General features: G+C 73.0%; 12 protein-coding genes. 6 read left to right on the top strand and 6 right to left on the bottom strand.

Translation table 11 applies throughout. The features are described from left to right. The first annotated feature begins 17 nt into the window (after positions 1 to 17). Together Q8X39_RS01560 and Q8X39_RS01555 are read left to right on the top strand one after the other, a co-directional pair. A complete protein-coding gene (locus Q8X39_RS01560) occupies positions 18 to 359 on the top strand; it encodes an L-rhamnose mutarotase (RefSeq protein ID WP_305747868.1) in 342 nt (113 codons plus the stop codon). Positions 360 to 367: 8 nt separating this feature from the next. Continuing rightward, positions 368 to 1,849 carry an FGGY-family carbohydrate kinase gene (locus tag Q8X39_RS01555; RefSeq protein WP_305747867.1) on the top strand — a complete coding sequence of 494 codons (1,482 nt, stop codon included), beginning with the start codon at positions 368 to 370 and terminating at the stop codon, positions 1,847 to 1,849. 7 nt (positions 1,850 to 1,856) lie between these two features. Here the strand turns inward: Q8X39_RS01555 and Q8X39_RS01550 are convergent, their stop codons facing one another. Continuing rightward, positions 1,857 to 2,261 carry an XRE family transcriptional regulator gene (locus tag Q8X39_RS01550; RefSeq protein ID WP_305747866.1) on the bottom strand — a complete coding sequence of 135 codons (405 nt, stop codon included), beginning with the start codon at positions 2,259 to 2,261 and terminating at the stop codon, positions 1,857 to 1,859. A 157-nt stretch (positions 2,262 to 2,418) separates the two neighbouring features. On the opposite strand from Q8X39_RS01550, the gene Q8X39_RS01545 reads away from it, so the two are divergent. Next, complete coding sequence (locus Q8X39_RS01545) at positions 2,419 to 3,279, top strand: hypothetical protein (RefSeq protein ID WP_305747865.1); 861 nt, start codon at positions 2,419 to 2,421, stop codon at positions 3,277 to 3,279. A 16-nt stretch (positions 3,280 to 3,295) separates the two neighbouring features. Here the strand turns inward: Q8X39_RS01545 and Q8X39_RS01540 are convergent, their stop codons facing one another. After that, positions 3,296 to 4,222, bottom strand: coding sequence for an L-lactate dehydrogenase (locus Q8X39_RS01540; protein WP_305747864.1), 927 nt, complete (start codon positions 4,220 to 4,222; stop codon positions 3,296 to 3,298). A 266-nt stretch (positions 4,223 to 4,488) separates the two neighbouring features. Between Q8X39_RS01540 and fabI the strand changes: the two genes are divergently transcribed. Then, a complete protein-coding gene (fabI, locus tag Q8X39_RS01535) occupies positions 4,489 to 5,295 on the top strand; it encodes an enoyl-ACP reductase FabI (RefSeq protein ID WP_407067955.1) in 807 nt (268 codons plus the stop codon). Between the two features lie 35 nt (positions 5,296 to 5,330). Then, the gene (locus tag Q8X39_RS01530) at positions 5,331 to 6,749 is read left to right on the top strand and encodes a bifunctional enoyl-CoA hydratase/phosphate acetyltransferase (protein ID WP_305747863.1); all 1,419 of its coding nucleotides are present in this window, start codon (positions 5,331 to 5,333) and stop codon (positions 6,747 to 6,749) included. 40 nt (positions 6,750 to 6,789) lie between these two features. On the opposite strand, the gene Q8X39_RS01525 is transcribed toward Q8X39_RS01530, so the two are convergent. Further along, a complete protein-coding gene (locus tag Q8X39_RS01525; protein ID WP_305747862.1) occupies positions 6,790 to 7,185 on the bottom strand; it encodes a YkgJ family cysteine cluster protein in 396 nt (131 codons plus the stop codon). A gap of 142 nt (positions 7,186 to 7,327) precedes the next feature. On the opposite strand from Q8X39_RS01525, the gene Q8X39_RS01520 reads away from it, so the two are divergent. Beyond that, positions 7,328 to 8,224 carry a plasmid replication/partition related protein gene (locus Q8X39_RS01520; RefSeq protein WP_305747861.1) on the top strand — a complete coding sequence of 299 codons (897 nt, stop codon included), beginning with the start codon at positions 7,328 to 7,330 and terminating at the stop codon, positions 8,222 to 8,224. A 2-nt stretch (positions 8,225 to 8,226) separates the two neighbouring features. Here the strand turns inward: Q8X39_RS01520 and Q8X39_RS01515 are convergent, their stop codons facing one another. The 3 genes from Q8X39_RS01515 to Q8X39_RS01505 form a co-directional block, all read right to left on the bottom strand. Continuing rightward, the gene (locus Q8X39_RS01515; RefSeq protein WP_305747860.1) at positions 8,227 to 9,402 is read right to left on the bottom strand and encodes a DUF2235 domain-containing protein; all 1,176 of its coding nucleotides are present in this window, start codon (positions 9,400 to 9,402) and stop codon (positions 8,227 to 8,229) included. Positions 9,403 to 9,557: 155 nt separating this feature from the next. Further along, positions 9,558 to 10,373: a general secretion pathway protein GspB gene (locus tag Q8X39_RS01510; RefSeq protein WP_305747859.1), complete on the bottom strand. Its 816-nt coding sequence runs from the start codon at positions 10,371 to 10,373 to the stop codon at positions 9,558 to 9,560. Positions 10,374 to 10,376: 3 nt separating this feature from the next. Next, positions 10,377 to 12,077, bottom strand: coding sequence for an ExeA family protein (locus Q8X39_RS01505; protein WP_305747858.1), 1,701 nt, complete (start codon positions 12,075 to 12,077; stop codon positions 10,377 to 10,379). Positions 12,078 to 12,109: the final 32 nt, after the last annotated feature.

Raw genomic sequence — 12,109 nt, 5'->3', positions numbered from 1 at the left:
ATCCGGAGGATCACGACATGAGCCACCCCAGCCACGCCGCGCCGACCGAGAAGTTCGCCTTCCGGATGTTCCTCAACCCCGGCCAGGTCGACGAGTACCGGCGCCGCCACGACGCGATCTGGCCCGAGCTGGTCGAGCTGCTCAAGGTCAGCGGCATCAGCGACTACAGCATCTACCTGGACCCGGACAGCCTCGTGCTGTTCGCGGTCCTGCGCCGCGCCCACGGCCACACCATGGAGCGCCTGCCCGAGCATCCGGTGATGCAGCGCTGGTGGGCCCACATGGCCGACATCATGCGGGCCCACCCGGACGGCTCGCCGGTGGCCGAGCCGCTCGCCTGCCTGTTCCACCTCGACTGAACCCCGCGATGCCCCTGCAGGACGACCTGACCCTGGTCCTCGACATCGGCAAGAGCAACGCCAAGCTGCTGCTGATCGATGCCGACGGCCACGTGCGCGAGCGCCGGGTGCAGCCCAACGCCAGCACGCCCGCCGCCGTCGACGGCCCGGCCTACACCGCGCTGGGCGTGGCCGCGCTGCAGGGCTGGCTGCTCGACGCCATCCCGGCGCTGGCCGCAGGCGACGCGGTGCGGCGCCTGTCGATCACCACCCACGGCGCGGCCTTCTGCGGCATCGATGCCGACGGCCTGGTGCTGCCGCCGATGGACTACGAATGGGACGGCTACGGCGAACTGCACGCGCGCCACGCGGCCGCCGTCGACGCCTATGCCGACAGCGGCAGCCCGCGCCTGCCGCAGGGGCTCAACGCCGGCATCCAGCTGCACTGGCTGCTGGAGAACCATCCCGAAGCCTGCCAGCGCGTGCAGCACTGGCTGGCCTGGCCGCAGTACTGGGCCTGGTGGTTCAGCGGCGTGGCGGCGAGCGAGCGTTCCTCGCTGGGCTGCCACACCGACCTGTGGCGTCCGCGTGACGACCGCCCCAGCGACTGGGCCGTGCGCAGCGGCCTGGCCGCACGTTTCGCGCCGATGCGGTCGGCCTGGGAGGTGCTCGGCCCGCTGCGGCCCGCGCTGGCCGCGCAGCTGGGGCTGCGCGGCGACGTGCAGGTCCACGTCGGCTCGCACGACAGCAACGCCTGCCTGGCCCGCTACCTGCCGAGCCACCCGGATGCCACCGTCGTCTCGACCGGCACCTGGTGCGTGCTGATGGCACCGGGCGCCGCAACCGAGCGGCTGGACGCGGCCCACGACCAGCTCGTCAACGTCGCGGTCGACGGCCGACCGGTGGCCACCGCGCGCTTCATGGGCGGACGCGAGTTCGCCGCGATCTGCGGCGACGCCGACCCGCTGCGGGCCGACGAGGCCGCGCTGGCCGAGGTGCTGGCGCAAGGCTGGCTCGCGCTGCCGGCCCATGCCGAGTCGGGCGGCCCCTATGCCGGCCGCCAGCCGCAGCTGCTGCGCCACGGCAGCGTCGTCGAGGCCGGGCTGGCCTGCGTGCCAGCGGCGCTGCGTCCGGCGCTGGCGGCGCTGTACTGCGCCCAGCTGACGGCAGAACGGGTCACGCAGCTCGACGGTGGCGGCGCGCCGCGCCCGCTGGTGCTCGAAGGCCCGCTGGCCGGCAACGCCGCCTGGCTGCGCGCGCTGGCCGGGCTCTGCCCGGGCCGGCCGCTGCTGCGTCCCGACGACGAGCTGGAAGGCACGGCGCGCGGCGCCTGGCTGCTGACGCGGCCGCTGACCTTGACCGTGACGTCGCCGCCGTCTGAAGCGACACCGGCAATCGCCAGCGCCCGGCTGCAGCGCCTGTTCCCGCATGGCGACGACGCCGCCTTGCAGCCCTCGCTGGACCGCGTGCTGCAGGCCCGTCAGCAGCAATGGGTGCAGGCCCTGGCCTGAACGACGCTCAGGCCCCTTCGACCTGGTGCGCCACGGCCAGTGCCGCGATCACGTCGCGGGCGGTCTTGCGGGCCGGCACCGGCAGCTTCAGGTAGAGCTCGAAGATGTGCCGGTCGGCATAGCCGATGCCCTGGTCCCAGCTGGCCTGGCGGGCCTCCAGCGCCCGGCGCGGCTCCGAGCCGAAGGCCAGGTCCTCCGGCGGGACGCGCAGCCAGCGCGACAGCGTCAGCAGCTTGTCCTGTGACGGCATGGTCTGGCCCAGCAACCAGCGCCGCACGCCGTGCAGCGTCATCGACTTGCCGAAGTGGCGGGTGTTGAACTCGCGCTCGAGCACGGCCGGCCGAGGGGCATAGCCCTCGGCCACCATCGCCTCGCGTAACCGAAGCGCAAATTGCGCCTTCGCCGTGTTCATCCGGCTGACGCTACCTACCTTTGGGGGATAGGGCGAAACCGGGGGACGCAGTCAACTCCCTGACGTGACAAATGATCACGTAACTACCCAAGCGAGTCACGCCCGAGCGGCGGCTCACGTCCTGGCCTGCCCGGCCAGCCTGCTGCTGGCGACCGCCTTGGCGCTGTCCGGATGCGGTGGCGGTGGCAACGGTGGCGACACCGCTCCCGCGTCGCCCCCCGCACCGTCCACCGACCCGCCGGCCGCGCGGACGCTGGCACGCAGCGCCGCCACCGCCCACTGGCCAGGCGACGTTCCGGCCGGCCAGCGCCGCGCGCTGGTCGTCGTGATGACGGACCCGGCGCTCGATGCCTCGCCCGAGCCGGCCCTCGCCACGTCCTTGCTGGTGGCCGGTCACGTCACGCTGACGCTGGTCGGCGCGGGCCGGCCGGAGGCCGAGGTCGCCGACGCCGTCGATCAGCTTTGCGCGATGCCGGACGTGCCCGTGGCCTGCGAGACCACCGCGCTGCTGGGCAGCGGCCGTGCAGCCGGTTCGATCGAGGCCCTGGCCCGGCGCTGGGCACCGGGCGCCGGTGCGCGCATCCAGGTCCGGGCCCTGCTGACGGTGGATGCCGGCTACGTCCCACCCGGAATGGGGATGGACAGCGCCTGGGTCCGCACCGGGCTGGCCGACCTGACACAGCACGGCGTCGCGATGATCCAGAGCCGTGACGACCCGGCCGCCGCCGACTGCGGCGAGCGGGCCTGCGGCGTGCTGCCGCTGGTGGTGGCGCATGGCGCACGCAGCCAGCCCATCCTGAGCGCATGCCCCGCAGCCGGCCCGGCGGGCGTCCACCGGCCGAGCGCCGGGCTGCCCGACTGGAACGCCTGGATCGTCGCCGCGCTGCAGCAACTGCTGCGGCCCTGGCAGGACCGGCCGGACGCCGCCCCCGGCCCGGCCGATCTGCCGGTCAACGGCTGCCTGACCGACCTCGAACGGCTGCGCCCGCCAGGGCCGAGCCTGCCGTCGATCCGCTGATGCCGCCCTCCCCGTCTCAGCCCGCCAGCGTGCCCAGCGCCCGGCGCAGCACCTCGGCCGACGCCTGCAGCGCGGCGCGTTCGGCCTCGTCCATCGCAGGCTCGATGACCTCGGTGCCGCCGGCGGCGCTGACCACCGTCGGCAAGGACAACGCCACGCCCTGCAGAGCGCAGGCGCCGGACTGCAGGCGCGAGACGGTCAGCAGCCGGCGCTCGCCGCGCAGCAGCGTGCCCAGCAGGTTGGCCGTCACCAGGCCGATCGCGTGGTTGGTGGCGCCCTTGCGCTGGATGACCTCGTAGGCGGCGCGGCGCACGTCGTGCGCGATGCGCGGCTCCAGCGTCGCTGCGTCCCAGCCCTGCCACTGCCGCAGCGGCATGCCGCCGACCCGGGCGCCGGACCACAGCACGACCTCCGAATCGCCGTGCTCGCCGATCACCTGGGCATGGATCGAGTGCGTGTCCAGCCGCAGCTCGGCCCCCAGCATCTGGCGCAGCCGGGCGGTGTCGAGCATGGTGCCGGTGCCCAGCACACGCGAGGGCGGCAGGCCGCTGGCTTCGGTCATGACCTGGGTCAGCACGTCCACCGGGTTGGTCACCAGCACGACGGTGCCGTCGAAGCCGCTGGCCAGCGTGCGACCGATCTCGGCGATCAGCCGGGCGTTGTCGCGCAAAAGGTCCAGCCGGGATTCGCCGGGCTTGCCATTGCGGCCGGCGGCCACGACGACGACGTCGCAGGCGCGGACCTCCGCCAGCTCGGCCACCGCCCGCACCCGGCACGGCGGGTAGAAGGCGGCGCCGTGCGCCAGGTCCATCGCCTCGCCCTCGGCGATGGCGCTGCGGGCGTCGTGCAGCCAGAGTTCGTCGGCCACGCCGGCCTGCAGGGTGGCCATGGCCACGCTGGTGCCGACCCAGCCGGTGCCGATGATCGCGATGCGTCGGGTCATGAAAAGCTCCAGTCCAGGATGCGGTTGAGGATGCGGTTGGCGATGCGGTTGACGATGAATGTGCAGCGACGAATTCTCGATCGGCCGGGTCGCCGCGTCGCGTCACGCCGCTGAGATGCCGCGCCGGCAAGATGCCGCGTGATCGGTGGTGACCCTGACTGTTCTCTTGATGTCGATCAGTTTCAAGTCCGGCTGGACCCACCTACATTGCCTTTTGTCCATTCCTGACCCGACCCATGCCCATGCCCATGCCCATGCCCATGCCCATGCCCATCCCTTCTTTCAGCGCCTCGTCCGCGGCCCTGGAGCGCCTGCCGCTGGCCGGCCGCCGTGGCCTCGTGCTGGGCGTCGCCAACGACCACAGCATCGCCTGGGGCTGCGCACGGACCTTGAAGGCGCGGGGCGCCGAGGTCCTGATGACCTGCCTGAACGAGAAGGCCCGGACCCATGCGCAACCGCTGGCCGACTCCATCGGCGCGACGCTGCGGGTCTGCGACATCGAGCAGCCCGGCGCGCTCGAAGCGGTGGTGGCCGAGGCCGCCGGTGCGGACGGCGTGCTGGACTTCGCGGTCCACTCGATCGCCTGGGCACCGCTGGCCGACCTGCACGGTCGCGTGGTCGACAGCAGCGCGGCCGGCTTCGCCCGCGCGGTCGAGGTGTCCTGCCATTCCTTCGCCGAGCTGGCCCGCCTGTGCGAGCCGCACCTGGCCGTGCGCGGCGGGGTGCTGGTGACCATGAGCTACCTCGGCGCGGACGAGGCCATCGCCCACTACGGCCTGATGGGTCCGGTGAAGGCCGCGCTCGAATCGATGGTGCGCTACATGGCACTGGAGCTGGGCGGCCGGAACATCCGCGTGCATGCGGTCTCGCCCGGTCCGATGCCCACCCGCGCGGCCTCCGGCCTGGTCGACTTCGATGGCCTGATGGCCCGCACCGTCGAGACCGCGCCGCTGCGCCGCCTGGTCACGCTCGACGAGGTCGGCGGCTGCGTCGCCTTCCTGGTCGGCCCGGACGCCACCGGCATGACCGGCCAGACCCTGTTCGTCGACGGCGGCGCGCACGCGGTGCGCTGAGCCGACCGGCCCGACCCCTCCTCCACTGGACCGCCATGATCGCCCCTGACGAAGTCATCGAGAACATCACCTACGACGAGCTGCGCGTGGGCCAGTGCGCGCAGATGCGCCGCACCCTCAGCCGCGACGACATCAACGCCTTCGCGCTGGTGTCGGGCGACGTCAACCCCGCCCACATCGACGACGAATACGCCGAGGGCACGCGCTTCCACGGCGTGATCGCCCATGGCATGTGGGCCGGCGCGCTGATCTCCAGCGTGCTGGGCACCGAATTCCCCGGCCCCGGCACGATCTACCTGGAACAGAGCCTGAAGTTCCTGCTGCCGGTGCGGGTCGGCGACACGCTGACCGTCACGCTGTGCGTCAAGGACAAGGACGACGCCCACCGTCACGTCCGCATGGACTGCACGGTGCTGAACCAGAACGGCGAGCCAGTGGTGACCGGCGAGGCGCTGGTCCGGGCCCCGACCACGCGCATCAGCCGGCGCCGTGCGGCACTGCCCACGCTGCACCTGTTCGACCCGGAGGCCCGCATCGAGGAATGGCTCGCGACGCTCCAGGGCCACCCCGCCGTGCGCTGCGCGGTGGTGCATCCCTGCGACGAGGCCTCGCTGCGCGGCGCGCTCGATTCGGCCGAGGCCGGCCTGATCGTGCCGGTGCTGGTCGCCCCGCGGTCCCGGCTGCTGGCGCTGGCCGCGAGCCTGGGCCTGTCGCTCGACGGCGTCGAGATCGTCGACACCGAGCACAGCCATGCCTCGGCCACCACCGCCGCGATGCTGGCCGCGCGGGGCGAGGTCGGCATGCTGATGAAGGGCAGCCTGCACACCGACGAGCTGATGGCGGCGGTGCTGGCCGAGCGCGGGCTGCGCACCGGCCGGCGCATGTCGCATGTCTTCCGCTTCGAGGTGCCGGCCTATCCGCGCCCGCTGCTGGTGACCGACGCGGCCATCAACATCGCGCCGACGCTGGAGGACAAGGCCGACATCGTGCGCAACGCCGTCGACCTGGCCCGCGCGCTGGGCGTGGACCGGCCCAGGGTCGCGCTGCTGTCGGCGGTCGAGACGGTGACGCCGCGCATCGCCTCGACGCTGGACGCCGCCGCGCTGTGCAAGATGGCCGACCGAGGCCAGATCGCGCACGCCACGCTGGACGGCCCGCTCGCCTTCGACAACGCGATCTCGGCCGAGGCCGCGCGCATCAAGGGCATCGAGTCGCCGGTGGCCGGCCAGGCTGACATCCTGGTCGTGCCCGACCTGGAGGCCGGCAACATGCTCGCCAAGCAGCTCGAGTACCTCGCCGGCGCCTCGTCCAGCGGCGTGGTGCTGGGCGCGCGCGTGCCGATCGCGCTGACCAGCCGGGCCGACCCGGCGGTCGCCCGCAAGGCCTCGGCGGCGCTGGCCGGCGTGATGGCGCGGGCGATGCACGCTGCCGCGCAGCCGTCGACCGGGGACTGACGCGGGAACAAGCCGGCTCGGGCCGGCGAGGGCCGGCCCGTCAGATGCGGCGCCCGTACGGGCAATGCCCCGGCCTCGGCCCGACCTCCGGATGCTTGCGGCAGGTGTCCGGGCGCTGCGCGTAGACCGTGCAGCGGCGGCTCGCGGCGTCCAGGAAATGGCAGTCGCCATTGGCCCGCCGCGCCAGCGTGTAGATGCCCGACCTGACGTGGTAGCGCTCGACCACGCGGGCTTTCTCCAGCCGCCGGGCGATCTGCTTCGGCGCCTCGTGCTCGGCCTCGAACGGATCGACCAGGTCGAGCCGGACGAGGTCCGGCAAGCGCACCTCCACGGGCATCGTGCAGCAGTTGGCGGCGCAGTCGTCGCACAGGCCCTTGCGGTAGCGGGTCCAGGTGATCGGGCGGTCGACGTCGACGATGGAGATGGGCGAGCGCATGGTCGGGCGGTGGGTGCGGGGCCGGGGAACGGGTGGGCAGGCAGGCGAGCAGGGGCCGGATCATCGCCGGTCCGGCCGCGACACCCCGGCCCCCTAGAATCCGCGCCCTTTCGCGTCCTTCCACGAGCCCAGACCGCCGCCCATGTCAGACACCCGCATCGTCATAGACCCCGAGATCCAGGCCTACATCGACCCGCTGACGCCCGACGAGCACGATGCGCTCGAGCGCAGCCTCGTCACCGAAGGCTGCCGCGATGCGCTGGTGCTGTGGGGCGAGCTGCTGGTGGACGGCCACAACCGCTACGGCATCTGCCAGAAGCACGGCCTGCCCTTCCGCACGGTCCAGAACACGCGCTTCCGCTCGGTCGAGGACGTCAAGCTGTGGATGATCGAGCAGCACCTCGGCCGTCGCAGCCTGACCGACTTCCAGCGCGGCGAGCTGGCGCTGCGCCAGCGCGAGATCGTCAAGGCGCGGCGCGAGCGCCAATTGCAGGAGGCGGCCGAGCGGACCTCGCAGGACCCGGCCACCGACGCCCCGCCCGCCCGCGACGCCGCGCCCTGGGATGTCGACGGCGCGCCCCCCGTCACGGCATCGGCGGATGGCAGCCCCGCCGCCGCACCGATCGCGCCGTCCGCCCTCAAGAGCCGCGAGGAGCTGGCCCGCGCCGCGCGCCTGAGCCCGGCCCAGGTCGCGATGATCGAGAAGATCCACCAGCAGGCCGCGCCGGAAGTCGTCGCGGCCGTGCGGGCCGGCGACCTGTCGATCAGCGCCGCCGCCGCCGTGGCGACGTTGCCGGCCGAGGAACAGGTCGCCGCCGCCAGCGGTGGCAAGGACGAGCTCAAGCAGGCCGCCCGGCGCGCCCGCGAGGCCCGCCGCAAGCCGCGCGAGGACGGCGCGGCCGATGCGGCTGCCGACGCGTCTGCAGAGACCTCAGGCGGCGCACCCGATTCGGTCGAGGTGCTGCGCGCGCGCATCGCCGAGCTGGAGGCCGAGAACGCGGCGCTCAGGCGGCAGCTCGCGGCGCTCCAGTCGGCCTGACCTCAGGCGAACGGCTCGGGCTTGCCCGCCAGCGCCGCCAGGCGCTCGTCGACCGCCAGATGACGCGGCACGCCCTGCGCGTCCAGGTCGCGGTCGGCCTTGCCGGCGAAGCGGAAGGTCGGCGATTCCCAGGGCTTGTGGGCCGGGCCCAGCGGGTTGCCGGGATGCAACTCGGCCAGGTCCTCCCGGATGCGCACGCCCAGCCGGCGCAGTTCGCCGGCCATCCAGTTCAGGCTGATGTTGGACAGGCCGGATTCCTCGCCAGCCGGGTAGCCACCGCCAACGTCCGAGTGCGCGCCGGGAAACTGCATCTGCAGGATCTGGCCGCGCGTGGGCTCCCACAGCGTCGGCGTGAAGTCGACCCGGCGCTCGCCGCGCGCGACCGCATGCAGGCCCCATTCGACCTTCTCGCTGAGCTGGTTGTCGGCGAACTGGTAGCGGTCCTTGCGGATGTTGCCCTGGTAGTCGGGCAGGCCCAGCGATCCGACGGTGTCCCAGACCGCCACGGCGCGGATGCGCTCGACCGGCACGAAGTCCGTGTCCTTCAGCCCGTCGCTGCGGATGAAGGCACCCAGGTGCGACACCGATTCGGCCAGCCGGGCCCGCCAGTCCAGGTTCTGGCTGCGGTTCTTGCGGTAGCGGAACCAGGCCTTGGCGCCAGCCTGGTAGGCGGCTTCCTTCGGCTGGGTCAGGCCCTTGCGCAACAGCCCCTGCCCGGCCACCAGGCCGGCCAGCGCGCGGGCGGTGTAGGCACCGCGGCTGAAGCCGACGATGACGATCGCGTCGCCCGGCTCGTGGTTGCGCGACAGGAAGGTGTAGCCACGCACGATGCGCGAGATGATCCCCGCGCCGAAGGTGCCGCCGAACAGCGTGGTGATCGGCCCGCCCGAATCGCCGACGCCGTGGATGTAACGGGCGCGCTGGACCTCCACGCCGTCGACCACCAGGACCTTCTCCTGCTCCTCGGCCTCGGCGTCGTCGTAACCGAGCCGTTCACCCTCCAGCGCCTGGAAGAGCTTGAGCACGTTGGTGATGCCGTCGAGCTTGCGCTCCTTCTCGTCCGGGCCGTCCGGGCCGGCGCGGGTCGGATCGGCGGCTGCGGCGGCGGCCGTCGGCGCGTTGTCGTCGTCGGGGCCGTTCCAGGTGCCGTCGGCACAGAACACGAGGGTCTTGGGCATCTTGTCTTCCTCCTGCGCGACGGGTCTGCCAAGGCGGCAAGTCGGCTGGAGGACTGTCGCGCCCGGCCGGTGCCAGCGTCAACTCGCCCGATGCGACCGGCGCCACGCCCGAACTGGCAATACCGCACGCGAAGCCGGTCGGCGTGCGGCCGCGCTCAGATGCCCAGCAGCACCCGCCAGCCCTTGTGGCGCAGCACGGCCTGGCCGTTGCCGATGCGTTCGAGCACGAGGCCGGGCTGGATCGCCTCGCCTTCCATCACGATCACGCCGTTGATGATCAGGCTGCGACGCGGCGGGTCGTCCATCTGGATCAGGCCGCCCACGCTCAACGGCGGCAGCTCCCGGCGCACGTCCTCGGGCAGGTCGGCCAGCGCGACCGGGCGGCCATCGGCCGGCGGGGTGGCCGGGGCGGCAACGGCCGGAGCGACCGGCGTGATCGGCGCGATCGGCGGCGTGATCGTTGAAGGAACCGTGTTGGCCTGCGGCGCCGGCGTGGCCTGGCCCAGCGGCACGATCTTCGTGGGCGAGGTCGCCGCGGCCGGCGCGGCCGGCGGGGTGACGGGCGTCGGGACCGGTGCCGGTGCAGGAACGGGCGTCGGACCTGCTGTCACGCGAGCCGTCGCTGCGATCGGTGCCGGCGTGGTGGCCGGGCTCGGGACCGGCACCGACGCGGACGGCAGCGGTGTCGATGGCGAAGGTTGCGACGGTTGTGACACGCCCGCGAATGACCCGTTCGCCGGTTGCGCCACGTCCGCACGGACCCAGCGCCACCAGGCGCCCGCACCGATCACCACCGCGATCAGCACCAGCAGGCCGCCGGCACCGGCCGCCAGCCAGGCCCAGGGCAAGGCAGCGGTGCGGCTGGCCGGCAGCGGCACCACCGCCGGACCGAGGCCGCTGTGCAGGCCGGGCACCTCGCCACGGGCCCGTTCGGCTTCGGCCTTGCGCAGGGCATCCAGGACGATGGACATGGTTCAGTTCGCTCCCGCCACAGCGGCGTGTTCGAGACGTGGCTCGGCGACGCCGGTCGCCTGGTTCAGGCGCATCAGCGTGATCGGCCCGACCTTGCCGTCGGGTTGCAGGCCCTGGGTGACCTGGAAGGCCTGCAAGCGGGCCTGCACCCGGGCGTCGGGCGAGTTGCCCGACGCGATCTCGGCGATGCCGGGCAGGCGCTGCAAGGAGGTGTCCAGCCAGGCCTGCAGGGGCGCGGACGGCAGGCCGGCGCCGCTGGACAGGTAGCCATCGGGCGCGCGCCAGAGCGTCAGGTAGTCGCCGCGCCACTGGCTGGCCAGACGGGTCAGCGGCACCCGCAGGCGGCCGTCCGGCACCTGCAGCAGGGCCTGTTGTTCGTCGAGGCCCAGCAGCATCGCCAGGGTGAACGAGCCGTTCTCGGCCGGCAGACGGATCAGCGCCGGCCGGTCGAGCTGGCGGGCCAGCGACAGGCTGGCCTGGGCGCGGTAGCAGACGATGCCGGCGCGGCGGGCCGTGTCGCAACCTTCGCCGGCGCCCAGATCCGGGCCCCACAGCCGCACCAGGCGACGCAGCGCGACCGACTCGTCCGACCACCCGACGAGGGGCTCGACCGCACCGAGGGACTTCGCGTCGGCAGCCTCGGCGCCCGCCGGGGCCATCGCCGCGGCACCGGCCGACGTTGCCGCGTCGTTGCGCCCCGCGTCGATGCCGTTCGGCGCCGAGCGTTCGGACTCGGCCCGGCCGGAGCCGCCCAGCTCGCCGGCATGCCAGGCCGACGCCAGGAAACCGACCAGCACCGCGATGCTGGCGATCCCGCCGCCCCACAGCAGCTGGCGGCCGACCTCGCGGCGTTCGTCGGACCGCCGCGCCCGACGTGCGGAGCGGGCATCGAACACCTCGTTGGCGGCACTGCGCACCACCGTCGCATCGACCTGGGCCTGACCGCGCGAATAGGCTCCCAGCAGGGCGCGGTCGCACAGCAGGTTGATGCGGCGCGGCACGCCACCGGTCAGCTTGTGGATCTGCATCAGCTGCCGGGCGGTGAACGGCGACGCCGCGCCCAGGCCGGCCACGCGCATGCGGTGCAGCACGTACTGCGCCGTCTCGGTCGCGCTCAAGGCACCGAGGTGGCAGCGCGCGACGATGCGCTGGGCCAGTTGCTCCAGGTCCGGCCGGGCGACCATGTCGCGCAGCTCGGGCTGGCCGATCAGGATGATCTGCAGCAGCTTGCGTTCGGCCGTCTCGAGGTTGGTCAGCAGGCGCAGCTGCTCCAGCACCTCCGGTTCGAGGTTCTGGGCCTCGTCGATGATGAGGATGCTCTTGCGCCCGGCCGCATGCGTGGCCAGCAGGTGGCGGTTGAGCGGCTCGACGTGGTCCTGCACCGTCACGCCGGGCGTCCCGGCCGCCGGTGCCTCGATGCCGAACTCGTCGCAGACCGCCTTGAGCAGCTCGTGGACGGTGAGCTTGGGGTTGAAGATGTAGGCGACCTCGCAGTCGGCCGGCACCTGGTCGAGGAAGGCGCGGCAGACGGTGGTCTTGCCCGCGCCGATCTCGCCGGTCAGCAGCACGAAGCCGCCGTTGCCGCGGATGCCGTACATCAGGTGGGCCAGGGCCTCCCGGTGGCGCTCGCTCATGTAGAGGAAGCGCGGGTCCGGTGCGATCGAGAAGGGTTCGTGCTGGAGGCCGAAGAAGGACGCGTACATGGTCTCGAGAATAACGGTCGGCCCTCCGCAAA

It is taken from the genome of Leptothrix discophora (assembly GCF_030705305.1).
Classification (GTDB): domain Bacteria; phylum Pseudomonadota; class Gammaproteobacteria; order Burkholderiales; family Burkholderiaceae_C; genus Sphaerotilus; species Sphaerotilus discophorus.
The sequence above is the reverse complement of the archived record's forward strand: the minus strand, read 5'-3'. Positions and strand labels throughout refer to the sequence as shown.

What these genes read in the sequence shown, in the direction of transcription:
- Q8X39_RS01560 (WP_305747868.1), top strand. Translation starts at nt 18, where the DNA reads ATGAGCCACCCCAGCCACGCCGCGCCGACCGAGAAGTTCGCCTTCCGG.
- Q8X39_RS01555 (WP_305747867.1), top strand. Translation starts at nt 368, where the DNA reads ATGCCCCTGCAGGACGACCTGACCCTGGTCCTCGACATCGGCAAGAGC.
- Q8X39_RS01550 (WP_305747866.1), bottom strand. Translation starts at nt 2,261, where the DNA reads ATGAACACGGCGAAGGCGCAATTTGCGCTTCGGTTACGCGAGGCGATG.
- Q8X39_RS01540 (WP_305747864.1), bottom strand. Translation starts at nt 4,222, where the DNA reads ATGACCCGACGCATCGCGATCATCGGCACCGGCTGGGTCGGCACCAGC.
- fabI (WP_407067955.1), top strand. Translation starts at nt 4,489, where the DNA reads ATGCCCATCCCTTCTTTCAGCGCCTCGTCCGCGGCCCTGGAGCGCCTG.
- Q8X39_RS01530 (WP_305747863.1), top strand. Translation starts at nt 5,331, where the DNA reads ATGATCGCCCCTGACGAAGTCATCGAGAACATCACCTACGACGAGCTG.
- Q8X39_RS01525 (WP_305747862.1), bottom strand. Translation starts at nt 7,185, where the DNA reads ATGCGCTCGCCCATCTCCATCGTCGACGTCGACCGCCCGATCACCTGG.
- Q8X39_RS01520 (WP_305747861.1), top strand. Translation starts at nt 7,328, where the DNA reads ATGTCAGACACCCGCATCGTCATAGACCCCGAGATCCAGGCCTACATC.
- Q8X39_RS01515 (WP_305747860.1), bottom strand. Translation starts at nt 9,402, where the DNA reads ATGCCCAAGACCCTCGTGTTCTGTGCCGACGGCACCTGGAACGGCCCC.
- Q8X39_RS01510 (WP_305747859.1), bottom strand. Translation starts at nt 10,373, where the DNA reads ATGTCCATCGTCCTGGATGCCCTGCGCAAGGCCGAAGCCGAACGGGCC.
- Q8X39_RS01505 (WP_305747858.1), bottom strand. Translation starts at nt 12,077, where the DNA reads ATGTACGCGTCCTTCTTCGGCCTCCAGCACGAACCCTTCTCGATCGCA.